General features: G+C 44.8%; 25 protein-coding genes. 16 read left to right on the top strand and 9 right to left on the bottom strand.

Going from position 1 to position 26539, the window contains the following annotated elements:
* Window positions 1-59: 59 nt before the first annotated feature.
* The 3 genes from F6Q11_RS05830 to F6Q11_RS05820 form a co-directional block, all read right to left on the bottom strand.
* Window positions 60-779 carry a helix-turn-helix domain-containing protein gene (locus F6Q11_RS05830; protein WP_297027134.1) on the bottom strand — a complete coding sequence of 240 codons (720 nt, stop codon included), beginning with the start codon at window positions 777-779 and terminating at the stop codon, window positions 60-62.
* Between the two features lie 87 nt (window positions 780-866).
* The gene (rhaD, locus tag F6Q11_RS05825; protein ID WP_297027132.1) at window positions 867-1631 is read right to left on the bottom strand and encodes an L-rhamnose 1-dehydrogenase; all 765 of its coding nucleotides are present in this window, start codon (window positions 1629-1631) and stop codon (window positions 867-869) included.
* A gap of 15 nt (window positions 1632-1646) precedes the next feature.
* Window positions 1647-3011 carry an MFS transporter gene (locus tag F6Q11_RS05820; RefSeq protein ID WP_297027130.1) on the bottom strand — a complete coding sequence of 455 codons (1365 nt, stop codon included), beginning with the start codon at window positions 3009-3011 and terminating at the stop codon, window positions 1647-1649.
* 204 nt (window positions 3012-3215) lie between these two features.
* Between F6Q11_RS05820 and F6Q11_RS05815 the strand changes: the two genes are divergently transcribed.
* The gene (locus F6Q11_RS05815; protein ID WP_297027128.1) at window positions 3216-4094 is read left to right on the top strand and encodes a dihydrodipicolinate synthase family protein; all 879 of its coding nucleotides are present in this window, start codon (window positions 3216-3218) and stop codon (window positions 4092-4094) included.
* Between the two features lie 13 nt (window positions 4095-4107).
* Here F6Q11_RS05815 and F6Q11_RS05810 read toward each other — a convergent pair whose 3' ends face one another.
* Entirely contained in the window at window positions 4108-4449 is a 342-nt protein-coding gene (locus tag F6Q11_RS05810) for an L-rhamnose mutarotase (RefSeq protein ID WP_297027155.1), read from the bottom strand.
* 53 nt (window positions 4450-4502) lie between these two features.
* Here F6Q11_RS05810 and F6Q11_RS05805 point away from each other — a divergent pair, with 53 nt between their 5' ends.
* Window positions 4503-4871, top strand: coding sequence for a DUF2004 domain-containing protein (locus F6Q11_RS05805; RefSeq protein ID WP_297027127.1), 369 nt, complete (start codon window positions 4503-4505; stop codon window positions 4869-4871).
* A gap of 36 nt (window positions 4872-4907) precedes the next feature.
* Here F6Q11_RS05805 and F6Q11_RS05800 read toward each other — a convergent pair whose 3' ends face one another.
* Window positions 4908-5777 (bottom strand): phospholipase D-like domain-containing protein, encoded by an 870-nt coding sequence (locus F6Q11_RS05800; RefSeq protein ID WP_297027126.1) that lies wholly within the window; start codon window positions 5775-5777, stop codon window positions 4908-4910.
* A gap of 312 nt (window positions 5778-6089) precedes the next feature.
* On the opposite strand from F6Q11_RS05800, the gene F6Q11_RS05795 reads away from it, so the two are divergent.
* The 3 genes from F6Q11_RS05795 (at window position 6090) to F6Q11_RS05785 (ending at window position 11572) form a co-directional block, all read left to right on the top strand.
* Complete coding sequence (locus F6Q11_RS05795) at window positions 6090-10109, top strand: thermopsin family protease (protein ID WP_297027122.1); 4020 nt, start codon at window positions 6090-6092, stop codon at window positions 10107-10109.
* 74 nt (window positions 10110-10183) lie between these two features.
* Window positions 10184-10846, top strand: a complete 663-nt coding sequence (locus F6Q11_RS05790; RefSeq protein WP_297027119.1) for a TIGR00266 family protein — start codon at window positions 10184-10186, stop codon at window positions 10844-10846.
* A gap of 90 nt (window positions 10847-10936) precedes the next feature.
* Window positions 10937-11572, top strand: coding sequence for a trans-aconitate 2-methyltransferase (locus tag F6Q11_RS05785; protein ID WP_297027116.1), 636 nt, complete (start codon window positions 10937-10939; stop codon window positions 11570-11572).
* Window positions 11573-11625: 53 nt separating this feature from the next.
* Here F6Q11_RS05785 and F6Q11_RS05780 read toward each other — a convergent pair whose 3' ends face one another.
* Window positions 11626-12690 carry a glucose 1-dehydrogenase gene (locus F6Q11_RS05780; RefSeq protein ID WP_297027114.1) on the bottom strand — a complete coding sequence of 355 codons (1065 nt, stop codon included), beginning with the start codon at window positions 12688-12690 and terminating at the stop codon, window positions 11626-11628.
* Between the two features lie 85 nt (window positions 12691-12775).
* Here F6Q11_RS05780 and F6Q11_RS05775 point away from each other — a divergent pair, with 85 nt between their 5' ends.
* The 10 genes from F6Q11_RS05775 (at window position 12776) to F6Q11_RS05735 (ending at window position 21887) form a co-directional block, all read left to right on the top strand.
* Entirely contained in the window at window positions 12776-14584 is a 1809-nt protein-coding gene (locus F6Q11_RS05775) for a DNA/RNA helicase domain-containing protein (RefSeq protein ID WP_297027111.1), read from the top strand.
* A 517-nt stretch (window positions 14585-15101) separates the two neighbouring features.
* Window positions 15102-15509, top strand: a complete 408-nt coding sequence (locus tag F6Q11_RS05770; RefSeq protein WP_297027108.1) for a HEPN domain-containing protein — start codon at window positions 15102-15104, stop codon at window positions 15507-15509.
* On the top strand, window positions 15485-15832 hold the full coding sequence (locus F6Q11_RS05765; protein ID WP_297027105.1) for a nucleotidyltransferase domain-containing protein: 348 nt from the start codon (window positions 15485-15487) through the stop codon (window positions 15830-15832). The genes F6Q11_RS05770 and F6Q11_RS05765 overlap by 25 nt, the downstream gene beginning before the upstream one ends.
* Before the next feature lie 129 nt (window positions 15833-15961).
* Entirely contained in the window at window positions 15962-16360 is a 399-nt protein-coding gene (locus tag F6Q11_RS05760) for an ABC transporter permease (protein WP_297027103.1), read from the top strand.
* A gap of 10 nt (window positions 16361-16370) precedes the next feature.
* Window positions 16371-16760 (top strand): hypothetical protein, encoded by a 390-nt coding sequence (locus F6Q11_RS05755; protein WP_297027100.1) that lies wholly within the window; start codon window positions 16371-16373, stop codon window positions 16758-16760.
* On the top strand, window positions 16756-17103 hold the full coding sequence (locus F6Q11_RS07600; protein ID WP_367119334.1) for a transcriptional regulator: 348 nt from the start codon (window positions 16756-16758) through the stop codon (window positions 17101-17103). The genes F6Q11_RS05755 and F6Q11_RS07600 overlap by 5 nt, the downstream gene beginning before the upstream one ends.
* Window positions 17104-17676: 573 nt before the next feature.
* On the top strand, window positions 17677-18246 hold the full coding sequence (locus F6Q11_RS05750; protein WP_297027099.1) for a cysteine hydrolase family protein: 570 nt from the start codon (window positions 17677-17679) through the stop codon (window positions 18244-18246).
* 799 nt (window positions 18247-19045) lie between these two features.
* Complete coding sequence (locus tag F6Q11_RS05745; RefSeq protein WP_297027153.1) at window positions 19046-19657, top strand: hypothetical protein; 612 nt, start codon at window positions 19046-19048, stop codon at window positions 19655-19657.
* Between the two features lie 34 nt (window positions 19658-19691).
* Window positions 19692-20396 (top strand): hypothetical protein, encoded by a 705-nt coding sequence (locus F6Q11_RS05740; RefSeq protein ID WP_297027096.1) that lies wholly within the window; start codon window positions 19692-19694, stop codon window positions 20394-20396.
* Between the two features lie 222 nt (window positions 20397-20618).
* On the top strand, window positions 20619-21887 hold the full coding sequence (locus tag F6Q11_RS05735) for a hypothetical protein (protein WP_297027094.1): 1269 nt from the start codon (window positions 20619-20621) through the stop codon (window positions 21885-21887).
* 72 nt (window positions 21888-21959) lie between these two features.
* Here the strand turns inward: F6Q11_RS05735 and F6Q11_RS05730 are convergent, their stop codons facing one another.
* Both F6Q11_RS05730 and F6Q11_RS05725 read right to left on the bottom strand, forming a co-directional pair.
* On the bottom strand, window positions 21960-23021 hold the full coding sequence (locus tag F6Q11_RS05730; protein ID WP_297027091.1) for an S-adenosylmethionine:tRNA ribosyltransferase-isomerase: 1062 nt from the start codon (window positions 23019-23021) through the stop codon (window positions 21960-21962).
* On the bottom strand, window positions 23014-23682 hold the full coding sequence (locus F6Q11_RS05725; RefSeq protein WP_297027087.1) for an SDR family oxidoreductase: 669 nt from the start codon (window positions 23680-23682) through the stop codon (window positions 23014-23016). Before F6Q11_RS05725 ends, F6Q11_RS05730 begins: the two co-directional genes overlap by 8 nt.
* A 393-nt stretch (window positions 23683-24075) precedes the next feature.
* Here F6Q11_RS05725 and F6Q11_RS05720 point away from each other — a divergent pair, with 393 nt between their 5' ends.
* A complete protein-coding gene (locus tag F6Q11_RS05720; RefSeq protein ID WP_297027084.1) occupies window positions 24076-25410 on the top strand; it encodes an ATP-binding protein in 1335 nt (444 codons plus the stop codon).
* Window positions 25411-25438: 28 nt separating this feature from the next.
* Here F6Q11_RS05720 and F6Q11_RS05715 read toward each other — a convergent pair whose 3' ends face one another.
* A complete protein-coding gene (locus F6Q11_RS05715) occupies window positions 25439-26095 on the bottom strand; it encodes a cyclase family protein (RefSeq protein WP_297027080.1) in 657 nt (218 codons plus the stop codon).
* Window positions 26096-26539 lie beyond the last annotated feature (444 nt).

Below are 26539 nucleotides of genomic sequence, written 5' to 3'. Positions count from 1 at the left end.
GAAGAACCATTCATCTTAAAGAAGCCGAAAGACTCGTTGAGCGATATAGAACCCAGATATCATAATCTCTTAAGTTCATTCAGCATTCTGAAAAGTTTCATGTTGGACATGGTCTTGGATTCTGCACTTCTGATATATTCCTGAACGGTGGATTTCGATAGTCCAAAGTATTCTGCTATCTCTCTGATCCCTGACCGTCTGGGTATATCATAATAACCCAAATTGTATGCTTCAAGCATTATCTGCACTTCTATTGGAGTGAAGTTGAAGAATGGCGTAAGAACCTCATAGAAGTTAGGGAAGTACTTCGCTCTGAATTCATACAGATTTCCCATGGACTGCAATTCGCCCTTTAATTCATTCACATTCTCCGATGGTATGACGGCATATTTTTCCTCGATGCCATGTTTTACAAGATCAAAATCAAAGATGCTGTTATAATCATTGAGCTTTCCCTGTATCATTCCGCTGTAAGTTTCGTATAGGTCTATGACGTATACGTTTCCTTTAAGCTCACTTATACTCAGTCCGGTCAACTTCTTAATAGTACCTGACCTGTTCAGATCTCTTATGAAATCGCGTAGGGTATGCTTGCCCTTAACCTTAAGTTCAAAAAGGCCATAGATGACGTCCCTGTCCTTGTAGGGAAGGAGCTTAAGGGTGTGTATCATCACATCATACTTTTCGGTGATTCTGCTCCAGCAGTTATCATGAGTCATCCTGAAGTATACAAGGGAGAACTTCTCATCGAGGCTTTGTGGAGCATATTTAAGCATCATAATTAAGTATATTTTAACATTATTTAATATTTGCTTAATTAATTATTATAAATCTTATTTTGATAAAATATGTCAATGAATAATCATTTATTGAAGATTGATCAGCATACCCCCATCGGCGAGCAGTTCTGTGCCTGTGACATAGGTATTGTCATCAGACAAAAGGAACAGCGCAGGTGCAACCATATCCTCAGGCAGGCCAAGTCGTCCAACCACCGTGCGTCGTTCCATGTATTCTCTTTTTTCCTCATTGGAAAGATCTTCCTTGTTTATGTCAGTCAGAATAGTGCCTGGTTCTAGGCTGTTTACCAGTATCCCGTATTTTCCAAGAACGATTGCGATGGAATGCATGAAGCCATTCAATGCCGATTTTGTCGTTGTGTAGTGGGTCTGGAACTCTCCGCCAACGTGCGCGCTGATGGAACTGATGAGAAGAATTCTGCCCTTTATTCCATTTTCTATCATATTCTTTGCAATGCGCTGAGTTATGAAGTAATGGCTCTCAACATTGACCTTCCAGACCTTTTCGAAAAGGCCTACGCTTATCCTGAAGAAATCCTCGAACGGACAGATGCCTGCGTTATCAACCAGGACGTGAACTTTTCCGAGAGCACTTATGGCACCTTCTGCGAATTTTATGCTTTCATATGGATCGCTCTGATCAACCTTTATCTTATAGGCATTCACTCCGTATTTCTGGGCAGCTTCAATGACCTCATCAGCTTCCGAATCGTGGGAGGCATAGCTTATCACTATGTTCGCTCCCTGCCTGGCAAGTCCGAGTGATATGGCCCTGCCTATACCCCGAGACCCACCAGTGATCACGGCATTCTTTCCCCTAAAGTCAAGCATCACGTATCACCAGTTTCATTCTTCTGCGGTCTGATCCAGAGATCTGGATTCGGTTCTGACGTAACTCGGAGCAGCGAATCCCATGATGCCCACTACGATCAACGCGAGCAGGAAGAAGATGCCCGCTATCCAGCCTATGTATGTAACGCTTGCCTTGACTATCAATGGTGTGAACAGCCCGAATATGGCACCTTCGAATCTCATCGTGAACCATACGAATCCCTGTCCAGAGTTCCTCAGACTCGTTGGGAAGTGCTCAAGAGAATATAATCTTGTTATTGGCCAGACTCCGAGTCCCTGACCGATACCGAAGAGGAGGAATGATATCAGCAGAACCGGAACATTGTAAAGGAATGGCTTATAGACCAGTAGCAGGAATGATACTGCTGACATTGCAGCACTGGTAAGATACAGAGGATATCTTCCAACTCCAACTTTATCCGTGAGGAAATAATAGATCAGCAACCCTGGTACTATTGCGCTTCCAAAGTATATCGCTTCAAATGCAAATACGATCCTCGTTGACACCAAGTGCAACGAACTGAATATGTAAGGGAAGAATTCTCCATACGTTGATGCCGGTATGCCCCACATCAGATACAGGAACCATGCAAACAACAGTGGGCCACCGTATTTTGTGAAAAGCTCTCCGTATCTGTACTCCTTGTATTTGGGGGCTTTGGAGATCGATACTTCTGACTCCTGTGATGTCCCAAGCACCTTAGTTGCGCTATGCAGATCTTCATAACGGCCCTTGAGGACATCGAATCTGGGCGACTCTGTTAGTTTGCGCCTTAATGCCCATGCGACAATTGCTATTACGCCGAGCATGATCCATATGGTTCTGAAAAGCGTGATTCCGGTATTGTATATGGCGATCGCGATGGCAAGTTCTACCAGGACTCCAACGTACCACATTATGTTTGTATAGGTCATGAGTTTTCCTCTACCCGCCTTAGGAGCGAATTCAGAGATCAGCGACCATGACGTTGGAACATCAGCTCCAACGGAAATTCCAATTAGAGCATAGAACACCATCGCCCAGATAAAGTTGAAGGAAAAGGCCAGAAGTATGGCAGCAACTGCGTATATTATCATATCTACCTGATATATGAATTTCCTTCCGTATCTATCACCAAGCGGTCCGAATATGAGTGCACCAAATGCAGTGCACAGGAGCGTGACCAGAGCTGGAAATCCTGCAAGCAACGTAGAAGTTATATGGAGATAGGCCAATATTGCCGAGAGGGTTATTCCAGTTCCAGCGAACATTCCCGCATCGAGGAAGTCTCCAAGCGAAGCTATAAGGGTCCACGATACGTGTGTGCCAGTCAGTCTAGCATCATCCAGTAATTCAATCGGATTTGCTTTATCAGCCATGCATATATTATGATATTATGCATATTTAAAGAATGTATCATACCTGTCCGAATATAGTTTCTATATATTATGAATAAAATGGATATGGTGCACATCTATCTGGATTCCTTGGAGTATCGTTCCAGCATCATTCTTTTAAGTTGTGGAAGTTTTCCGGACAGGGTTTCCATATCATTTAAATCTAGAGCATGGATCGGAAGCCATATGCAGGTTGCACATGATTTCAAGATTATTTCTGCGTGCCCTACCGTATTCAGGGAAGATCAGGCCATTAGCTATGGCGAAACGGCAGATGTTCTTGATTTTCTTGATCGAATAGGCATCAGTGCAGTGGCACTTTTTCTGTTCGGTGGTGAGTATTATAGGTTATCGCTTCAGGAAAAGAAAGAGATGATGGATCTTCTGATGCGTTCCACGAATTTCAGGGGAGAATTTTTAATCGGTGTGAACGACATTTCGCTCAATGCGGTATTAGATCTCGCCAGATATGCATATCGATCAGATGCAAGCGCAATAATCATCTCGCCACCCAACTATGTGCCGTTTTATAGCCCCAGGAGATCATTTGTTGAGCATTTCCTCGCGAAGATAATTGAAAACAGTGGTATATCAGCCATATTTCAGGATACAGATCTCCCTGATAGCCTGTTGCCGAGAATCGAATTCTGGAAGAAATATGCGGAATCGGAAAAGATCTCAGGTTTCAAAATAGAGGGAAAGAAGGCTGTGGAGAGGATGAAGGATATCCGTGCATACTATCCGGATAAGAAGATATATGGAGGATACCTTGGACTCAACCTGACAGAAGAGATCGCAGCAGGATCCAACGGCAGCATAATCGGATCTTCCATCCCAGACCTTGTTTCAAGGGATCTACTGCGCAGAGCCGAAGATAAGAGCGGTATCCTGCGCAAATTTCTGAACTTTGAAGTATCCCATCTATCGATATTCGTGGAAATAGAAAAATACATACTGAAAAAGAGAGGCGTGCTGGAAAATTTCAGATGCAGGGATCCATGTCCCCATCTTTCGAAACTCCAGATGGCTAAGATCGACCATCTTTACAGCGAAATGATCCCATGATGGTGCATATAATCTATGGTAAATGGAAAACCTCTTTCATACCAGAACCGGTCCTCTCCTGCGCAGGTGTCGTAATGATATCGCTCATAAAGGACTGCCATTTTGAATTTATTTCACTTCGGTTTATTGCATCAAGCGTCGTGGATAGGTCATCGCATTCCCAATAACCGAAGACATCGGTATCCTCAATGAATATGGAATAGTTCCGTACGCCGGCTTTTTTAAGAAGATCAAGCATCTCGGGCCAGACATTTCTATGTCTTTTTATATACTCGTCTTCAGTTCCCTTCTTTATCTTAAGGTGGAAAGCGTATCGCATATGGAAGTATTTCGCTGATATATTTATAAGAAACACCAAACAATTCCAGAAATGATAAGGTATATAATCCGTAATTTGGTCTCTTATCCATGGAGAAAGGACTCGAGATCGCGTTTCAGACTGCCGACGGCATGGATGAAGCTCTGGTTCAGGCGCTCGCAGGCGTAACTGCGTACGATTTTAGAAACATGGACATAAAGTACAACATATTTCTGGTCGATCTTTATGGACAGAAATACTTCCGGATACTCTTTCTTTCAAAGAAGCTAACGGATCTGCATCCGGAGGAAAGAAAGAGGGTCAGAGAGAAGTTCGATGAAAATGCTAGGATGTCCTATGGTGAAATTATGAAGATCTATCATGATCTCAAGGCCAGAGGCATCATCGTAGACAGACCGATAAAGGAGGTAAGGGAGGAATATGATCTCTGGGAAGATCCAATATGGCAGTATATATGAGAAAAGGAGAAATTAGGCAGGAAAAAGCTGATCCACTCAGATCTTCGTCGATCTCCTCCAGTCCTGTCTGAAAGTTCTCCTTATCCTCATTTTAGCGAAGAAGCCATCGAACACTATTCCGACCTCTCTGTTTCTGTTGAGTGAAGTGGCACTGAAGTTTTCAGATCCTATGAAAACACGGTCTCCATATATCATCTTTGCGTGCATGTACAGGTAGTTAACTGGCATGAGCCTGATCCTGACTCCCGATCTGGAGAGCATCATCAGACGCTGCTTATCCTCAGTAGTGACCGAAGAAGGGAGTATCATTTTCACACGCCTTCTCTTCTTCAGGGCATCGAGGACAGCCGGATCATCGCCCATCTCTTCGGTTTCTATGAATCTCGCCTTGGATATGAGTGCACATATGGCCTTTTCAGATCCCGGCGATACAACCATGTCCCTTGGTCTCCTCGCCTTACTGTCATCTGTGTTGTTCCAGTCCGCCAGAAATATAGCCTTGAGCGTTTTCCTGATATGCTTGTCTCTGGTGATGTACATGTACTCCCTGTTCTTCTGGAAGGATGCATCTGAAGCATTCGCAGTACCGATTAATGCGATCCTGTCGCTGACGAAATACTTGGCATGATCGAAGACTCCGGGTTCATCGAATCTCTCAGGGGCCCTTTTGAAATTGATTCCATAGTTCCTTATCGAGTCTGATTCTCCTGAGGTGTTTGTCTCACCATATGGGCGGCCGTCGTATATGACACGCACATCTACCTTCCTCTTCTTCAGATCCTGCAGTGCTTCAAGGATATCCTTGTTGTCTATGAGATAAAAGTTTGCGTACAGGAATTTCCTTGCCCTCTTGATCGCATCCAGAAACGGTCTGATTCCATCGTCTGGTTCCACTATGATCTTCATTCCACAATGCTATCAATATGTCATACTAAATGGTTACATGTCTGACAGAAATACAAAACTTTGAATATACATATTTGTGTTGAGAGATTAACGCCTGATGTTCATGCGGAACAATTATCGTATGCGCGTTTTTTCGCTTTCCATATTCCGAGGCTTCGTGACTACTGCATATCCGAATATCTGCTGAGATCAGGCGCTGTTGGAGGCTTCTGCCGATAGAATGGCCTTTTCTGAGCACATTTCATGCATTTACGTATCATTTATACATATAATTTTTTCATAACGCTTTAAAGGATTATGACATGAATTCGCATGATGTACAGTAGAAAGATTGTATTGTTGACAATAATGGTTACAGTGATTGCAGTGATCGGTTTTCTCGGGATCAACTTTGCGTTCAATGGATCGCAGCAATCCATGGTGCATGAGAAAACCGGTCAGATAGCGACCGGCAGGAAAGTCTATGAGACTGCAACAAGCACACTGAAACCAGTAAGCAATTATCTGTTCCTTCCAGCGAAAGACCATAGGTTCCTCTATCAGAATGGTACTGTAGAGCCCCTATATACACAATCCCCAGCACCCATGGGCATCGGCTTCTTCGGCCTGGAGAATGTATCAGGGCAGCTAGTTGGGAATAACTACTATGCTTCTAGTTTTTCGGCAACTATAAGTCTATCGAATCTGAGCGTTTTCAATCTCGCGGATGATGCGCCTTCATCGCTCACATTCCAGCTCAACACCGTAACGGCAAACACAACCCTGTTCGGAAACCCATCCTATACCTTCTGGACGCAGAATGTCGCGAGCTATTCTGTGAGAACCCATGAGATAAGCTTCGTTGACAATATATGGAATTTCAGCAGTCCAACCGCCGTTATGAGCAGCAACGCCATATTGAATTCAACCGGGACACTCTATCCATATCCTGGCGTGCATATCGCACTCGGTCCGACCTTCTATCTGCCGACACCATTTACGCTCACGTTGTACCTGAACACTTCCGAGATCAACGGAAACAACGTTTTCTACTTCAACTATTCCATACCAACGATCGGTGTGAGCGGAACCTATGACAGGGTAACGTTCAACTCCACCTATGGCATGCCGCCATCGTACAAGGCTCCACCATCATATTTCAGGGTGAGCGGTACTCAGCTTACGCCGTTGGGTCTCCTCTATGACGCAGAGATAATGATAGGTGGTCCTGGCGGAGGATCCACCACAACAGTGACTGACATAAATGGAATGATGGATCTGAAATACATACCTGCATCGAATCCCATGGCGCACGTGCATCCAGCTCCGCCCTCTCAGTCTCCGAAAGGCCCATCAGCGACTGCACATTCATACGTCAATGTACCCAGTGCATTTGATTTCGGTACCGACACGGGTGAGACATCGGTCGGAGCAGCAGTAGCTTGGAACTCCATGGATCAGGTCATACTCAACACCGGTCCATCGCTCCTCTACGGCATGTGGAATGTATCGTCGAAGACAACGATGGAACAGTTTTCGGGCAGCGTCATGCCGAGCAACGCGTTCCTATTTGTGAGCCCTGGCGACGTTATAAATTATAGCCAGGCTGGATACGTCCCGCTTAGCATGTCCGGATCGTACAGCTTCATGCTTCCATCCGGTCAGTATGCTGGGCTCGCCTTGCTGAGCGATCACCGTGCGCAGGCACAGATGATGGCATCATCCAACACCTTTGTTCTATCTCCGGACATGGCAGCCGGGGTCTACACTCCGCTCATGGCCATGAACAATCAGCAGATCGCTAACATATCGTACTCAGGAAGCGGAACAGAGTCGAATCCATACATGCTGTTCAACAATGAGTATGGATACATCAGCCCACTCTTCGGTGAGATAAACGACTACTCGTTCCCACAGTTCGCTGGCGTGATGCTATTGAATACATCAGCATACGTCGTTGCATCCAACATGCCGACGTTCCCGGTCCTGTACCAGGGTATATTCGTGGATTATGCGACCTTCTGGGGTCTCGTACCCTACAATTACCTCGGATACTGGATATTCAACTCATCGCACTTCATACTGGATCATAGCGAAGTAACAGGATGGTTCTCATCGTCTGACAGCGGAGAACCACTTGCCAACGTCGTATTATGGAACACATCCGATTCGCTGATAGCTTCAAACACCTTCATGTCAATGGATTCATCTGTACTGATATACGGTGGTGAGAACAACACGGTATGGGGCAACTACTTCATAAATTCCCCGTTGCTGGCCAATACCCAGCTCGAACAGGCATGGAACCTATGGGGCAACCCTCTTGGCCTCGCTGTCTTCTCGTCCAACAATACCATATACAACAACTTCTTCTCCACAGAGATAACTGCCATAAGCCCATCGGTCAGCATCTACACCGGTGGTCCAGCCGTATATGTAAACAAGTGGAATATTTCAAAGATGCCGGCCACGAGCGTCATTTACTTTGATGGCCAGGCACTGAGTGGGAGCATAGTTGGAGGAGACTACCAGGGTGGAAACTTCTGGTATAACTTCAATGGCACGATACCATACAACAACAGCGGGATGATCGAATACGGCGGTGACTATGAACCGCTGAACGTCATAGATCTGCAGCCTCAGAACTCGGTGATGCTTCCTGGAAACGTGCCATATCTGATGACCGCCCCGGCATTCCAGCCGTACTTGATAAATCTCGGACCGGCCAACCCAGATAGTGTCATAAACGTGACGCTGTATCTGAATATGACCAACCTGAGCCAGCTTGAGGAGTTCGTTTCCGCTGTCAACTCGCCGATGAGCCCGTATTTCCATGACTATTTGACTCCACAGCAATTCATGTCTTCGTATTATCCATCGCAGTCTCAGATCGCCCAGGTGGAATCCTATTACTCAGCGCTGGGCTTCAGAGTCTGGTCATATTACTATGCTCCACTGGTCGTCGTGCTGCAGGGTACAGTCGGTATGTTCGAAAGATCCTTCGGAACGATGATCTTCGACTACAAGTTCACCTATCCCGGTGGCAGCGGCGCAGTATTCATGACCAACACAGCTAATCCCTACATACCTGCACAATTCTCCGGCCTGATCATGCATGTTTATGGTCTGAGCTATTCCAGCGAAGCCCTATTGAGCGTTCAGAACAGGCAGGATCTCAAGACCGAAGTGTCGGACATATCACAGGTTCCAGCCAGCGGAATAAACGGATCAAGCAATCTACTGACGCCTGTTCATCTTGCCCAGTTCTACAATGTCACCGGGCTTGAAAAGATGGGATTAACAGGCCATGGCATAAAGATAGGGATACTCGGAGTTGGAGAATCTGCCAATATGAGCGCCATATCGATGTTCTGGGACCAGTACGGCATACACAACCCCCATGTCGTCTTCGTGAATCTCACGCCCAACGGTAAGAACCCCTACCCGGAGGGTGCGGAGGCCGACCTTGACGTGGAATGGTCAGGAGCCATGGCACCCAATGCAACCATATACGACGTGATGCAGCCATTCAATCTGACCGGAATAGGCGATAACGCCGTGAACATCGAACTCTATTACATGCTCAACGTGATACACCCACAGATAATATCGGGAAGCTGGGCAGAGCTCCAGTTCCACCATGACTCCGGTTTTGCCCAAATATACAACCTCATCGGATTGCAGGCTGCCGCGGAAGGCACAACGATATTCCTCGGATCGGCAGACAGCCACAGCATCTACTACCTGACCGTTATGGCCTCTGAATACATCGTATCGGTCGGCGGTATATATCCAGTGCTCAATCAGTCCGGATACATAACGGGACAGTACGCGTGGTATCAGCCGGAATACAGCTGGTATGGCGGCCCAGTCGGATCAGGGGGAGGAAACAGCTTCTTCTTCGCGAGGCCAACTTACCAGAGCTCGGAACTGATAGTTGTACCATCGACGTTCACAGACCGCGGACAGCCTGATATAGCGATGCCAGCGGCGAATATGGTCTTTGCCTTCAGGAGCTTCTTCGGCGTCGCCGGCGGCACAAGCTTCGCGACACCCATATCTGCAGGCATATTCGCGGATATAGAATCAGCGTTTATGTCTCCGGGTGGCGCAGCCGGATACTTCGGATGGATACAGCCAGCACTGTACGGACTTGGATACGGTTATGAATTCGGGCTTCCCGCATACTACATGGTTGACTACGTACAACCATACCCCGGCATGATCGGAAATGGTTACCTTGGACAGGGATGGAACGATTTCGTTGGCATAGGATCGTTCAACGCGTTCAACATGACCGTGGATCTTGCAAATTACTACCTGGACACACTGATCATAGCCTACGGCCTCTGAACGGTCTTAAAAAAATTTTATCCATATCTTTTTTATAAGAACAAAAATTTAATAATTATTCTGCATCACATCATATGGTCGATTATGAGATCCAGGGTACCGATGTTCAGTATCTGCGGGCAAAACTAGACAGTGGTGAATCGGTTTATGTTGAACCGGGCCACTTGATATACAAGGATAGAACCTCAAAGCTTGACGTGAGGGCAGGTGGCTTAAGGGGCGTTTTCTCGCACATGCTGGGCGGATCAGCAGTATTCCTGCTGAAGGTTGATGGTCCTGGCGAGATAGCTTCTGCAGGTTTTCTGCCAGGAAAGATACATCGCATAGATCTGAAAGGAAACGGTATCATTGCAGAGTTCAATGCGTTCCTGTGCATGGACTCCGGAATTCAGTATTCCACCAAGTTTGCTGGTATCTGGCAGGGCCTGCTTGGCGGCGAGGGCCTGTTCCTTGAGCATTTTTCAGGCATGGGTTCCATATTCCTTCACGGCCATGGCCAGGTTATAGAGAGGGACCTTGGGCCAGCGGATGAAATAAGCGTTGAGCTGAGCCATGTTCTTGCATTCGATGACTCCGTTCAGTACAATGTGGAGCGTATAGGTGGACTGCGTACGATGATACTCGGCGGCCTGGAGGGCGAGGGTCTGTTCTTCGCACACATGCGCGGCCCCGGTAGGGTCTGGATACATTCCATATCGCTCTTTCAGCTTGCCGCGAAGCTGATCGTGAGGCAGTGATCATCATCCCCTAATTTTTTTGACAATTTTATTCTTGAAGACAACATCGCATGAACAAGAGTATTATGGATCATCTCATTAGGTGTATAGATGCCTGATCCGGATTATGGAGTGTATCATCATTCGTCCAGGGAGGATTCAGAGAGACTGCGTGATCTGGCCAGAGTCATGTTTGTAGAGGCGTTCAGGAAGATCGGAATGGATGAAGATACGAACATTCGAATAGTAGATATTGGTTCTGGTCTTGGTTTTCTCACGATACTCTGCGCTACGTACTTCAGAAATTCGAGGATCACGGCGATAGATACGTTTGCCGATCCATCGATAGCGGATAATTCCAAAGAAAGGCTTATGGAGAATCTGAAGATGGCTGGAGTCTACGATCGCGTTACCATCGTTGAGGCGGATATTACGAAGAGCATCCGCGTCGATGAGAAATTCGACCTCGCCGTGTCAAACCTAGTGCTGCACAACACGGGAAGGCATAGATTCGATGTCTACAGGAATGTATGGGATATACTCAAGTGCGGGAACTACTTCATAGATGCCGACGGCTTCATGAGGAAAGGAATCTCATCCATTCTGGTGGATCCGTTCAGAAGAGATATGTCGAAGATATCAAACATTTTTGAACCTGAATTTGCGATGGAGCCGAGAGACCAGAAGAAGAATGCGGCATGGCGATATATCCTGGTTGGTCTCAGATCAAAATGCAGCGAGGTCTGATGATTGAACACGGAATATTTTCTGATGCTGATAGCATAATACCTCATGAATCTTCACCAGAGTATCTTTGTCTTTATCTCTCCTGGAATCCTGTTTTCAAGAGCATCGATCACTGATTTCTGGTCGGATATATTCACAGACCTGGTGATGAAGTGAGATGTGGTGAACGGATACTGAGTCTTCCATTGCGTGAGATGGTTCATGGCCATCTCGAAGTGAGGCTTCTGACCATTGATGAGTCCGGTGATAGATATGGATCTGTAAACTATGGACTGCAGATCGACCGGGGATAGGGACAGCGTACCCGACTGAGTGAACCCGAAGAGCCCAAGAAAACCATTATTCTTCAGCCTCGCTATCGCGTATCCAATGACTGAGGCATCAGATCCTGAGGCTTCTATCACGCCGTCATATTTCTCGTTGCTGTGCGCAGATGTGTTGACGAATTTCAGGCCGATCTCATCGAAGATCCTTGTTTCCACATCCGTGGGTCCACGTCTGTTTGCTATACTAACATCGAAGCCATAGGTCTTCAGGAGCATTGAAAAGAGTATCCCGATGGTGCCCGTACCGATCACAAGTATTTTCCTGCAGCCGTAAGTCGCATCCTTACATCTCCAGTGTAGCCTGTCCTGAACATCCATCATCTCTGCAACGGATTTTTCTAGGTCTGAAAGTGGCTGCGCCATTATGGCAATGTCTCTTATCTGCGAAGGAACAGGAACTAGGTACTCAGGATCATCGTATATGTATTCACGCATGAAACCGTGCATTCCCTTTATTCCTGCTTCCACAAAATCACCGGTTTCGCAGAAATCTGCGCGGCCGTTGAGACAGTTGATGCATTTCCCGCATCCGCGCCTGTTTATGGGCATCACAATAGTTCCTTTCTTCAGATCGCCCGCATCATCTTCGAGAATTCCCAATGCCTCATGTCCAAGCACGAGAAAATCATAGTTCTTTGGGGCAGATGCGGCCGACATTATCCCCTTCACGATTTCTCTGTCGGTACCACATATTCCGTTTTCAATTATCTTCACTCTTGATCCACTTTCTCCGATATTTATCTCTTCTATACTAGCACCACTCTCAGGTGGTCTTACTGTTATCGCCTTCATAAAATAATGATACCAAAATTGCATTAATATGTTCACTGCAGCGGATGATGGCCAATATTTTTATTCTGAAACATGTTAAGTTACAGTGGATCTTCCCGTTGTCATAAACAGCTACGCAGACCCGAAGGATATGGTAGAAGACCTCAGCAAAGCGATCATGAACCACTATGGTGAATATCCATCACCGGAAGAAAGAAAGACATGGATATCCCTGGGAAAAAACATTCTAAATATGAAACCGCGTCATCCCATATTGGCCGAAACTCCACTATTCGGCCTTGAACGCGCGGATCTCGTCGTCGTTGATACAAATAACGCGCTCATAGTTGAGGCGAAGGGATGGAAGAATGTCAAAAAAATTAGTGGTCTTGTGGTTTATGCAGATGGTTCATATCACATAGATCCGTGTTATCAGCTCAACAATTATGTATCAAAGATGAGATTCTTTCATACTTCAGGTTCCAATATCCGGTACAGGGGAATACTGTACATGTACAATAACCACACGTATTCCTCAAATTCATGCCGTATAGTCCACAGCATCGATGATCTGAGGAATGAAATAGAGAGGATAGGAAATCCAGGAACTGCGGACGATATCAGGCCAATAATCGAAGGAAAGTTCACCATAAGCGATGATCTCATCGATCTGATAATGAAATACCAACAGGACATAGTCAAAGATGCGGTCAATACCCTTGTCTCTCGAGGCTATGGGCTCAGTGAAGAACAGGCCATCATAATGCACAGGGTTCTTGAAGCCGTCAAAAATAGGCAGGAGATGACATTCTTGGTACATGGGGAAAGCGGATCTGGAAAGACCCTAGTCGCCCTTGATCTTCTCCTTGATGCCGTTAAAAAGGGCTATAATGCGATGCTGGCATATAGAAATAACAGACTCTTGAATACTATGCGACAGGTGCTGGATCTGAATGCGGGCGGCGTAATGATAGGATCACTGATACAGTACTATTCCACTGGACGGGGGAAGGGCATAGGTGAACCCAATTTTGATGTCTCGAAGTATAATGACATGGATCTGATAATATACGACGAAGCCCAGAGGATGACCCAAAATGTCATAGAGACGACACAGACAAGATCGAGGGTCAAGGTATATTTCTTCGATGATTCCCAGATACTCATTGGAGATGAGGCAGGGACATTGGAAAACTTCAGGCGTTACTGCAAGAATGTAACCGAGATGAACCTCACAGCCACTTTCAGGATCTCTAGAAGCTATCTGCAGCTTGTTCGCCATATACTGTGGAATGAAAGACGGCCAGACAGCCTTAACTATGAAGTGAATCTGTTCGATGACGTGGTGAATTTCATGGAAGACCTGCGAGAGAAGCATAGCCATGGGAACAAAACAGGCCTGCTATGCGCATTCACGGAATCCAAGGGGGACAAAACAAATCCGACCAGCGATCAGAACAGGCGCATCGGATACCCGCTCCCTTCTGGATTCGATATATACAAAAATTCTGGCCTTGACATTTACTGGCTTATGAATGAACGAACAGAATACCCGAGATACTGGAGAGGTGAACTGGATCCACTGAGATACTGTGCATCTGTTTATGGTGCCCAGGGATTCGAAGCAGATTACATTGGGCTAGTATGGGGCAGGGATCTAGTTTGGAGAAATGGTTGGGATATCAATGCAGATCCGATAACCGATACCATAGGCAATAATTATTCACTCAAGAGTATGGCCAGGAAAAATCATGATATCGCTATGAAACTTCTCAAAAATCGCTACTATACATTGATGACTAGAGGTATAAGAGGGATAGATATATTTTTCGAGGACCATCAGACAGGAAAACACATTTCTGATATCATCAAGGGGATGCGAGAAAATGGGTTTATACCGCATGATGATCCCTGAATCGTTCTGCATGGTATGGAACATACATCCTCTGATCCGACCATAAACCTCGATTCAAACAACCAGGTATCTCTCATTAGATCGTTTGCTATGAATATACCGTGCAGGGGGATCGAGAAAATGTGGAGGAAGTCTCTAGGTGGAAACAAGGCAGGATGAAGTTTTTATCTTCTTTTTGCTAACTTTTAGAGATAGGTGCAATCGCATCCATTATAGTATGGTTAGGGATTTAGCGGAAGCACTAAATATTGATCTTCGGACGTGAAATACACAGACTTCTCTAAATAGAGAAATCTATACCTCAATGCCGCACTAAACATACTGAAGATTGGATTGATGAAAAGAGTGTAGTGCCATCAGAATCCGCTCCCGTGGAGATCGCCACGCTGGACATGCACATATTATATCCGTACAGGCAGGTGTCGATCGTTTAATAAGGAACTTCGATGCTTCAGCTGAGGAGTAGTTCACTTCTTCGGCGATCAGTCTTTATATAATAATTTATACTCTATAGATAATGAGCGGTTATCTTGATGAGGATGAATTCAATAGATGGTTGAAAAATGCAAGATACACCCTTAAATCAGCCCGTGCAGATGTGAATGCTGGATTCTATAGCTGGGCATGTTTCAAGGCGCAGCAAGCAGCTGAATTTGCAGTTAAAGCATATCTTCGTGGGATCGGTGAAGATTCCTTTGGACATTCAGTTTCGCTGTTGCTAAAAAAGGCAAATTTCGATGAAAGTCTGATAAATATAGCAAAAAAAATTGATAGATATTACATCCCAACAAGATATACTGATGCATGGTCTGATGGTTCCCCTGAAGACTATTATTCATCGGACGATGCTGAAGAAGCCATTTCCAGCGCTGAATCTATAATATCTGAGGTGGAGAACAGATGGAAATCATTCAGAAGCGCATAGAAGAGAGGAACAAGGTCATTGAGGAGGCTTCAAAATTTGCCAAGAGTCTAGATTTCAGATGCACTGTAGTTTTAATAGGATCATACGCGAGAGGCGATTTCAATCTATGGAGTGATGTTGATCTTCTGATAGTTGGAAATTTTAAGGGAAATCCAATTGAGAGGTTGAAAAGTATAGATCTTCCTCCCGGTTATGAGGCCATCATGCTCACGCCGGAGGAAGTTTCCAAGATGCAGAAAACGCACAGCAAATTCATTGAAGATGCCATGAGGGATGGAGTCATCATAAGGGACGATTACGGCCTCTTTTCTAAAGGAAAATGACATCTGATTGCCCATACACACCGCATAAGTTTTTTCACAGGATGCCGGATAAAACCTGATTCCAAGAGAAGCTGGTACATTATTTGTACGCACGCGTTCTTTATTATTTGAATTCTTGTTTCTGAATTGATGAATAAGCTTTATGCGGTAGCAAAATATGAATTGATACTTGATCTCAGAAGGAGGAAAGGCATAGCGGTATTTGCACTGGTCATATTCTTCGCCATCTGTTATTCGTACATAATACCGAGATATGCCAATGGCGCGTTCTTCACGTACAGGCCATATGACTGGGACTGGATGTATACCATATCAGAAGAATTTGATTCCATAGTCGCGGGTCTTTTTGGTCTCATTACAGGATCTCTCCTAGCTCTTGACGCAATAGCTGGTGAATTCGAGGACAGAACCATATCAAGGCTGTATTCGCTTCCTCTCAGACGGTTCGACATATACGCCGGTAAGTTTGTTGAAAAGGCCGCAATCATAGCTCTCTTTTCGTTAATAACCATCATATTATCGATATAGAGTCCTCGGGATGCCCATAAGAAGGTTCTCAAGAATTGTTGGGATGTCCATCTATGCCTCGCTTATAGTTCTCATACTATTTATCAGTATATTTACAGATCTCGTGCATAACAGATACTACCCATTGGAACTTGCCTTTGACCTAATAGACCTTGCACTCGCAATGATACCTATCTATCTTCTCATAGTAATGAAAGCTGCATTCCATAAAATTCCGGCACAGGGATATATTTCATCTGTTTCCTTTTTATTTTCCGCAGTCTTTCCATCAATTTCCTATCTATTTGCCCATCTATCGTACCAATATCTTACGAATCCGGATTCCTTCGTGTGGGCCATCACCGGAATTATATGGATTATTTCAGGCATAACCATACGACAAGGGGCGGAGGAGGATTGATCTGGAGGACAAGAAGATCGCCGGATTCCACAGCGATCAGAGGAAAGATCTGGTAGACGATCTCATCAATCTGATAAATTCTGGACCTTTTAAATCGACACTGAGAATTGCGATTATAGTTCTTCTTGGCATAAATGGACCGCTCACATTTACTGACCTTCAGCGATCGTTGAGGACCGGTAAGGGGAGTCTAAAGAACCATCTTGACGTTCTCGAGATGGATGGATTCGTAGAAATCAAAAATATAATAACGTTGAAGGGGCCCAGACTTATCTATAGGATAACTGGCAAGGGCAAGGAATTCTATGAGAAATACATTAGACTATTTAGCAATTTTAAATAGTGATAGGCTGGATAGATTTTTAAAATCCGGATACATAAATGCATATCTTTCATCATCATCGAAGTCAAATGGGTATCCTTAACAACAAGATCAGAACAATACGATAAAAAATTAGGACAATGTAGTTTTTGTTTCTATGGCCATATGGATAAATAAACAACCCAATTCATGACATAATCCAAAGCAAGATATCCTCCTGTGATATTACACCTGCATAGATATCCAATGATGATCTGAACATCATGAATCTATCATCTTTGTCTGTGAGATCCCAACAAGATTCAGTACAATGTCATTTTCCATAAAGTTAAACACCCATAAGGGAAACGATCATGTTCAAAGTATCTACCTTCCAACAAAGCGATTTATACTTTATAAGTTCGTTGGATTTTTACTAATATATATCTGCTTTTGTGGGATCCCTATTAGGTCTATGAGGATCAAGATTTCAAATGTTTTTCCATATCTATAGTCTTTCCATGGCGGATCAAGATATATTGTGATGCCCATGTTTCTATAATAAAAGAGAGATGGGATCGGGTAGGATTAAATAAATAGATAAAATGCCACCATATGGAAGATAAAATAATATATACAGATAGTCAAAGTGCCCTCATAATAATCGATGTGCAGAAAGCATGGGATGATCCTGCCTTGGGACATCGTAATAATACTGATGCGGAGGAAAAAATAGCCAGTCTTATCAATCAGTTCAGGGAACATGATCTAAGAATCGTGCATGTTAGACACTTCTCCTACGATGTAACATCTCCGTTCAGACCAGGATTGAAGACATTCGAGTTCAAGGATCAGGCCCTACCGACCGATGGTGAGATGATTATAACCAAAAGAGTCAACAGCGCTTTCATTGGTACGGACCTTGATGTTGTGCTGAGGCGGTCTGGGATCAGCAGGCTGTTCATAGTTGGCCTGACCACCGATCACTGCGTCAGCACGACGGCGAGGATGGCTGGAAATATGGGATACGAGACATACCTAATTGAAGACGGATGTGCCACATTTGATCGCATAGACCCCAACGGGAATGCCATTCCGGCTGAGGTTGTCCACAGAGTAAATCTGGCCTCAATTGATGGGGAATTTGCAAAGGTGATAGAGTCATCTGATTTACGATACGCGTGAAGTATTCATACGTCAAATCAGTGTTCGATCTCCTAGGTTTGTATCTATCGGATGCATTGACATCAATCTGTATCATTTAATCTATGCGAAATTTTCTTCCGAAAGATGCGCATCCTTATTTATGATTGAAATTTTTACCTATGAAACTTATTAACTAAGTTAACCGTTCTCTCTTAACTTCGACGGTTGGGTATGAAGCGTCAGAAGACCAGGAGGCTGAATTGGGCTGTGATGATATCTTCACTCGGGCTAAAAATATGTAAAGGCGGTTCTGAATAAGGAGAAGGCCGGGATAGGCCTCGCGACAGAGGGGATCGATCCTAGGGTTGCAGCATTCTGGTAAATTGACGGCAATTACATAGTGATAGGGGCTCTGTGAGGCATTGGAGGATGGACAGATGATCTCCGACTATATAGCAGTGATCCTGATGCTTGATTATCCCCATTTGCTGGATTACACGGATGAAATTGCGGCACGTCGCCTGAGCCAAGCAGTCCCAGAAAAAATCCTTTGAAGGTAAAGCATGGCCACGAAGATCAGTTTAGGGGATCTCTGGGAAGATTTTCCGCAGCTCTATTCTGTCCGGCCAAGACATGGCGCACCACTGAAGATCGTTAGGCGCTTTGCGTTCAAAGACCTTTCCCATATGGCATAGAGATCGCATGTTGTAACTGAAGTCGAAACCATGATTCTCTATGTGGAACTGTCTTCACCGGATGTCCATATAGAAAAAATTTTGTATACGAATATTTAAATATGATATTAATAATAATGTCATGGTTGTGAGCCTTGTCTGAAGTGAATTCTCAGTACATAATCAAGAAATTAAAAGAATGGGCTCTCCTGAATTATGGTGCTCCAGAGGAGTCTGTAAACGTGTTCTCAGTCAACAGGTTAAGTAACGGATACTGGAATGCGAGATGCTCATTCATCTATAATAATGAAGAGAAACGTTTTTCTGTCTCTCTGGACAGCAACGGGGAAATTGTATCTTACTCAGACCTCTCCAAGACCGGATCTGGGGATATGGGATCGGCACCGACGATGATCCTTATAGCCGAAGTATTCTCCATCATTGCACTGATCGGGCTGGTTCTTTCGCTTGTCGCCGTTCTCATTGCGGGAACGGCATCGATTACCAATGTTACACCCGCCGGTACAACGACAGTTTCGGCATTCTCATCAGTAATTGGCATAATCGTAGTCGCGGTTGTCATCATGCTGGTGATAAGTGTTTACATACTCAGCAGGATATTGAAGATAAGAAAATATATACTGGCCGGAGATGCCGTTTCGGCTCTGTCGGAGGACAGCGTCGGTCTCGGTGTACTTGCACTCATCTTCAACGGTATAATCGCCGGTATACTTCTTCTGCTTGCGAGGGACGATCTTCGTAGGGCTTCCCAATAGGCTCCTGCGTTCATATTTATTTCTCAAGCAAATTATGACCGGGATCGGGACAGAGAATTATATTCGAGAATCTTACCTCTTCATATTTGCTGCGCTGTTTTTCTCTATCGGTTACTTGGTTGCCAGGTTTTACCCGGAACCTATAAGTCTCTACGTTTCTCCAAATACCCCATGGGGAATATTCACATCACTCCTCATCTATGACGGCTCAGGCAATGTTAAATTTTTCCTGATCTTCGCGTTCCTATTCTCTGCAGCGAACGCAGCGCATAACAGGGATCTGAGGGTTAGAAGAATAATTCTTTCCATGGAAGCTTCCGTCCTGGGCGCAGTAATTGCAAATTTCCTTAACCTTCTGCTTTATCTTTTCACAGAGCCGAATGGATCAAGCTACGGCCAGTCAGGTGTGGTCTACGGCCTGATGGGTGCAGCTGGATCAATGGCACTATTCGATATGACCATGTACATCATGACGGCCGCTGAACATGCGAAACGCAATGATGGTTCTTCTTCAGTATTGATTGAATCATCATATCCGAGGATCGCCGTTTCCTTAACAGGCCTCATGATAATTCTATCGCTCACCTTCATATATTCGGCCATCGATATCCAGGCATTCTATTCCATCAGATCCGGCATCGATTCATTCGTACATTCCATGGCATTTGCCTCCAGCGGCATGATATTCGTATTTTCCATGTACAGGCATCGGCGGGATCTGTTGTGGGAAACCATATAGATTGTTCGGAAATATCGCTGGAAACTATAACCACATTACTCTGAGTGAAAATGGCAGTACAGGATATCCATATGAGCCGAAAGATCCTGGCTGTATATCCATATACTGAACATGGCTGAAGAACGCCCGCGATATTCCGATCCTTAATGATCTCTCCCCTTATCATTTTAGTCTGTGTCGTCATGGGAATATTGATTAATGATGTGGTAGTGTATCAACGGCATGCATAGATGGCTGCAGTATGTAGGCGTGGCCGTAATTCTTGTTTCGTTTTATCTGATGGCGTTCTCCGCTTCAGATGTGTACGACCAGCAGATAATCTCAGGCACTTTTTATGAGATATCCCCTCACGTCTACGTTTCTCCAGAGGTGAACATCTGGATCGAGAGCATCGGACAGATTGAGTGGTCATCCACTTCACATTCTGTTCAGTTTTACCTCATTCCGGCTTCCAGGATTTCACGTCTAAGCGCTGATGACGCATCCAGTTTGGCCGTCCCTCCTATAGAATACGTGGGAGGCCCGAACACATACCTCTACCAGGACCTGCATGGATCTTACTATGTTGTGGCCATATCATCCAAGAGCCCATCAGGTTGTGCAACATATATCTTTAGTCATCCACCCTATGTCGCCGATGAGCTCGTTGGAGGGCCGAATGACTACAGCACTGCTCAACATGTACTCATATACTCAATACTGCTGATGTTCCTTGGCTTCTCGTTTGTCCTTGCAGAACCAGCCATATTGAGATCCAGGGATGCCATAACAAGAGGCGATTCTCTGCATAGATCCATCTTGCGATCCTCACGGAGAGCCATCAGAAGACTTGCTTCCGGTACCGGCAGACACAGGGCCGCCGCATTGGTCATGATCCTGATCATTGGTCTATCTCTATTCACAGTTGTGCAGTATGAATCTGTTCCCAAAGTGATCCCGGTGCTTCCATCCGACATACTATCAGCACCAAATCTGTCTGGCAATTACAACTATAATTTCTCATTCTGGGCTTATTCTCCCGGTGTCTCCGCTCAATACCATGTCGTCATGTTCGGGCCGCTTCCCAAGTATGGTGAGGTGATAAATTCCTCCTTAATTTATCAGTATAGCTATGGAGTGAATATAATCAAAACGAGGCAGGTGGATTCGTTGGATCCAATCCAGCAGGCCCTGCTTATCTCCAACGTTACCGTTTCCATAGGGAATTATTCAATTCCCTTCCATGAAAATGCCTGGGACATCGGTCTTGTGTATTTTAACGGCGGAATAGTTACGAATCAGTACGGTACATTCGACACTGGCAACGAATTTGGTCTTGCTGTGGACCCGGTTAATGAGGTATCATGCAGCATCCCCAATGGTAATTATACCATGGTCATACATATCGAACTGTATCCTGTCAGCGTACTCGGGCCAAACCATGTTGATGGATCTGCGAAGACCATCACTATGACATTTCCAGTTGAGGTAAATAATAATTTTACAGTTTGACTGACCTGCATTTGCAGATCCGATTTTAGATTATGCACATTGTGCCAGGCTTTGGTTATCATTCAGATGATATCATTTTCGGTTTAGGAATATCAACTCAAGATCACCGAATTCGTGGTACTGATATCCCCATAGATTGGCATACTCTGATATTTTATCTATCGTATTCTCATCGACAAACGATCTGATCATCATTATGTGCGAACCTTCCTTTTCGTGCATACCGGTTATTATGCCATCCACCATTTTTATACTATGCCTCTCATCAATGAAAAGACTTGTTGTGCCTGATACATCTCCTTGTTCATAGCTTTCCACAATCTTTCTAAGCGTGAACAATCCAACTGCATTTTCTACCACGGTTTCCAAGGCTCTTACCACCGTTGTTCCCACAGCTATCACCCTGTTGCCTCTCATCCTGGCCTTGAATATTGATCTCAGCGTCTGGACTGGAATACAGTATCTTTCTTCCATCAACCTCCGCACGCCCAAGAACTCCTCCGGCTCAAGGGACCCAAGATTGCAATGGAGCGTCAGCTCCCTAATTTCTATTCCTTTCTGAATCAGTTCCCCTATTATTTCATTATCGAATGAATAGGACGCGGATGGGATTTCTACGCTTCCTGGGATCCTATAGAAGTATCCATGATATAATTCCTCAGGGATATCAAAAGGTATATGATCATACCTTATGAACTTCCCAAATCTCCTAAGTATTTGTTCTATTTTGGCATCGGTGCCTCTTAGTCTCCCCCACCAGTACCTCGGAAAGAGACTATGCCTTTTGAAAAGCTCTATTGAACCGGATCCATCGAGTAATTCCAGGGAACTCTCCTCCTTTAGATAGTATCCCTTTCCCTTGGGTCTGACCTCAAGCAGGAACAGATCAGAAAATCTGTCAGTCCCTATGTTAACCGTCAGATACTCCTGCATATCCTCAGAATAAACATCAATACTTGCAGGGACGATCCTGCTGTTGTTGAAGATCAGGAGATCACCTTCTTTGAGTATCTGAGGAAGGTCGTACAGAGAGGAATTCTTGATGAGGCCTTCCTGTACAATCATCATCTTCGAATCGCTTCTTCTTAGACCATACATCTGTCTAGGAAATGATGCGGAAAAGATCTCATTCATGGACAGCAGACCTCCTCCTTATTTCCTGAACGAGATCTGAGGCGGCAACCTTGGGATCCTTTAGGGGCGATCGGTCCTCAGGCAGAGCAGATCTGTGCATCTCTGTGTCCATATCTCCTGGATCGAACGAGAAGGCGCTTATATGTCTGTCCCTGAGCTCCTCGTTTAGGATCTTGATAAGCATATCGAAGGCGGCCTTTGAAGAAGAATACGGCCCCCAACCTGGATACGGAACAGTCGCCGCATCTGACGTTATGTGGATGATAAGACTGTATTCCCTTAACAGAGGGAGCGAATGCTTCATGAAGTTGAAGTTGCCGAAGAAATTAGTTTCAAAGGTCCATCTTAGATCCTCCAGTTTCAACTCTTCCAGGCGTCTCAACGGAAGTGGACCGATGGTTGCGGCGTTCAGCACAAGAAGATCTATCTCCCCGAGTTCTCTCTCCACCTTCTTGAGAAAGAGCACGATGGATTGTTCCACCCTTATGTCACATACTTCCGCGAGGATCCTCCTGTCCTGTCTTTTCCTTATTTCATCTATGAGGTTCTTCCTTCTTCCGCACACCGCCACATTCCATCCATCATCCGGTAGGGCGTTCATCAATTCGAATCCCAATCCTGATGTTGCACCCGTAATAACGGCGTTTCTTTTGTTCTCCATATAATATCATGAAATGACATATTATAAATCAATTCGTTTATAAAATTTATAAATTATGGATGCCGCCAATGCCCGGAACAGGCCCGAACGCCCACACTTTAACACAATAAGGAACCTGATAACACAACATGAATCGTTTAGGGAGTTGAATTATCCTCATAGCTAGATATGGAGCAATACTGTTTATCGTGCATCGACTAATGGTAAGATATCAAATATTTCGCTTCAAAGTTTGGGCCGAGTCCTATTCTGGTTAGGGACTGTTCTCCTGTATATTGCTTTATAATTCTTATCCAGTTTCTGATGCTTTCATCACTGTGCGCAGACAATCTGATATTATATGTATAGTATACTATACGAATAATTGAAATATTCGTATAGTATATTCAACCGATGGATGAAAGAGTCCTATTTCGCTTCAACGAATGGTGGCTGACAGGCAGAGTAAGAGAGGAACTAACAGGAAAATTCAGGAGGGAAGACTATGAAAGCTGGAAAAAATCATTGAATGAAAGAGAAATAGTCCTCTTTTATGGGCTGAGACGTGTCGGGAAGACCACCACGATGTATCAGCTGATAGACGATCTCTTGAAGTCTGGTGCTGATCCTGAAAAGATACTCTATTTCTCGTTTGATGAATCATCGGCAGACATTGAAGAGGTGATAAGGACTTACACTGAAATAGCACTAAAAAAGCCCCTGAGTGAAGCTGGCCGTGTTTACATATTCCTTGACGAGATACAGAAGGCAGGCAGCTGGGAGAATAAGGTGAAGATCTATTACGATCTTTATCCTGACATTAAATTCGTCATATCGGGTTCGTCATCCATCAACCTGGCCATGGGGTCATCTGAGACGCTCGCTGGAAGGATCATACGGGTGAAGATTGAGCCATTGTCTTTCGGCGAGTTCTGCCGGTTGAAAAACCTTGATGTGCCATACGAGAAGATCGAATATGCCCAGGATTTTCTCGGGCCGCTGTTCATGGAATATCTTGAGAAGGGAGGTTTCCCTGAACTTGTCGAGGCCACAGATCATCTGAAGATAAGGAACTACATAAGAAGCATTGTCATAGATCGCATAGTTGCAATGGATCTGCCGCAGGAGTTCGGGGTGAGGGATATGGATCTGCTGAGAAGGCTTATGGAATTGTTGCTTCAGAATCCTGGAATGATAATCAACCTGGACAAACTTGCATCATCCTTCCGGAGAAACCGCATAACCATTTCAAACTTCATCTCATACATGGAATATGCCTTTGTGATAAGAACGGTTGCCAATTACAGGCCGGGAAAAGAGGCATCATCGAGAAAGATGAAGAAAGTCTATCCCTACCTGCCAGCGTTCTATATCTCCATGCTTGCACCAGTCGAGATCCCAGATGCAGGAAAGATCATGGAAAACGCCGTCGCGACCATCCTATCAGCGGAGTACTATTACAGGGAGGGAAACAATGAGATAGACTTCGTACTGCGCCATGGCTCCACCATAATCCCCATAGAAGTGAAGAGCGGGGATTCCGATCTGTCCGAATTCTTGAAAGCATTGAGAAGGATCAATTCAAGGTCCGGGATCGTCATAGGCCGGGGAAGAATAACGATGGAGAAAAGGGGCGATCTCATCGTGTTACGGTGTCCGGTTCATGCGCTTGCGATGTATCCTGACCGTGTACTGAATGATTTCATTTCAAACGTGGGGGATGCGAGCGCAAACAAGCAGGGATCATGATATAGTACGCTGCATGAATAAGACAAGATCAATCGACCTCCAGCGCGATCACCCTGGCCATGGATCCACTCGCTCCCCTTATCTTTAAAGGCAGTGCAACGATGAAATACGGCTTACCCTCCTCCAGATCATCAAGGCCGTAGAGATCCTCGATGAATGGTATGCCTTTGGATAAGAGCTTCTTATGAACACGGAAGTCCGTGCCTTCATATGGTTCTATACCGAGTGTGTCGATGCCGATCAGCTTCACCTTCCTCTCGATCAGAAATTCTGCGGCGTCCTCTGTCAGCCCTGGAAACTCATACTGGAACTCCCTTGTGAACCCACGTTTCTTATACCAGCCGGTCTCAAGCAGTATGATCGACCCATCGTATTCATCTCTCCATTTCTCCAGGAGATGCGTCGATCTAATGTGGTGTCCATCCGGTATAATCTTCAAGCAGTATCCCGTGCCAACAAAACGGTTCGGGTCTATTTCGTCTATCGTTGAACCATCTTCGATCATGTGTGCAGGTGCATCGATGTGCGTACCAGAATGCGTAACTCCGCTCATCATCTCAATTTTATAACCGTCCCTTGCCACGGTCCCTATGGGTTTTATCTCTAACAATGGATTTGTGGGCCAGAGCGGCATGTATGTTTCCAGTGGAACGGTGAGGTCATGAATTGCCTTCAATCTGAACATGATTATACATTACCGTTTAGATTAAATTATTTTTTATTGTTCTCATTTGAGAGAAATGTGTTAGGGCTTCCTAAGCAAAATAATCATTTGGATCATATCTGAACGGTTTTAATGCCAAGTTTTGCGCATGCTAGAACTAATTCTTGATCAAAGGTCGTAGGAATATATTCATCCTATGCGCCCTTCCGATCATGCCTTTATCTTTCAGGTCATTTACTATGCTTTTGAGAAAATCAGGCCCATAGGAATCTTCGCAAAGAATATGGATGAACATCTCAATCGCTGTACAGCCAGTAATCGCTTGGAGACAGACCCTGTTCCGCCAGCTTGTTCCTAAATTCATTCGGTTTCTCGAATTTTCTTATAACGGTACACCCCTTTTCATTATCGTATTCTGGAATTGATATGTCTTCAATGTCTACTGCATCTATAACAAGAGGTGAA

The organism is Thermoplasma sp., from assembly GCF_008709555.1.
Lineage (GTDB): Archaea > Thermoplasmatota > Thermoplasmata > Thermoplasmatales > Thermoplasmataceae > Thermoplasma.
This window is presented reverse-complemented; position numbering and strand designations above follow the sequence as displayed.

Coding starts and splice junctions, on each gene's coding strand:
- F6Q11_RS05805 (WP_297027127.1), top strand. CDS start 4,503: ATGGAGAAAGGACTCGAGATCGCGTTTCAGACTGCCGACGGCATGGAT.
- F6Q11_RS05720 (WP_297027084.1), top strand. CDS start 24,076: ATGGATGAAAGAGTCCTATTTCGCTTCAACGAATGGTGGCTGACAGGC.
- F6Q11_RS05765 (WP_297027105.1), top strand. CDS start 15,485: ATGGAAATCATTCAGAAGCGCATAGAAGAGAGGAACAAGGTCATTGAG.
- F6Q11_RS05815 (WP_297027128.1), top strand. CDS start 3,216: ATGCAGGTTGCACATGATTTCAAGATTATTTCTGCGTGCCCTACCGTA.
- F6Q11_RS05785 (WP_297027116.1), top strand. CDS start 10,937: ATGCCTGATCCGGATTATGGAGTGTATCATCATTCGTCCAGGGAGGAT.
- F6Q11_RS05740 (WP_297027096.1), top strand. CDS start 19,692: ATGACCGGGATCGGGACAGAGAATTATATTCGAGAATCTTACCTCTTC.
- F6Q11_RS05800 (WP_297027126.1), bottom strand. CDS start 5,777: ATGAAGATCATAGTGGAACCAGACGATGGAATCAGACCGTTTCTGGAT.
- F6Q11_RS05770 (WP_297027108.1), top strand. CDS start 15,102: ATGAGCGGTTATCTTGATGAGGATGAATTCAATAGATGGTTGAAAAAT.
- F6Q11_RS05735 (WP_297027094.1), top strand. CDS start 20,619: ATGCATAGATGGCTGCAGTATGTAGGCGTGGCCGTAATTCTTGTTTCG.
- rhaD (WP_297027132.1), bottom strand. CDS start 1,631: ATGCTTGACTTTAGGGGAAAGAATGCCGTGATCACTGGTGGGTCTCGG.
- F6Q11_RS05760 (WP_297027103.1), top strand. CDS start 15,962: ATGAATAAGCTTTATGCGGTAGCAAAATATGAATTGATACTTGATCTC.
- F6Q11_RS05820 (WP_297027130.1), bottom strand. CDS start 3,011: ATGGCTGATAAAGCAAATCCGATTGAATTACTGGATGATGCTAGACTG.
- F6Q11_RS05730 (WP_297027091.1), bottom strand. CDS start 23,021: ATGAATGAGATCTTTTCCGCATCATTTCCTAGACAGATGTATGGTCTA.
- F6Q11_RS05755 (WP_297027100.1), top strand. CDS start 16,371: ATGCCCATAAGAAGGTTCTCAAGAATTGTTGGGATGTCCATCTATGCC.
- F6Q11_RS05780 (WP_297027114.1), bottom strand. CDS start 12,690: ATGAAGGCGATAACAGTAAGACCACCTGAGAGTGGTGCTAGTATAGAA.
- F6Q11_RS05725 (WP_297027087.1), bottom strand. CDS start 23,682: ATGGAGAACAAAAGAAACGCCGTTATTACGGGTGCAACATCAGGATTG.
- F6Q11_RS05795 (WP_297027122.1), top strand. CDS start 6,090: ATGATGTACAGTAGAAAGATTGTATTGTTGACAATAATGGTTACAGTG.
- F6Q11_RS05715 (WP_297027080.1), bottom strand. CDS start 26,095: ATGTTCAGATTGAAGGCAATTCATGACCTCACCGTTCCACTGGAAACA.
- F6Q11_RS05830 (WP_297027134.1), bottom strand. CDS start 779: ATGATGCTTAAATATGCTCCACAAAGCCTCGATGAGAAGTTCTCCCTT.
- F6Q11_RS05790 (WP_297027119.1), top strand. CDS start 10,184: ATGGTCGATTATGAGATCCAGGGTACCGATGTTCAGTATCTGCGGGCA.
- F6Q11_RS05750 (WP_297027099.1), top strand. CDS start 17,677: ATGGAAGATAAAATAATATATACAGATAGTCAAAGTGCCCTCATAATA.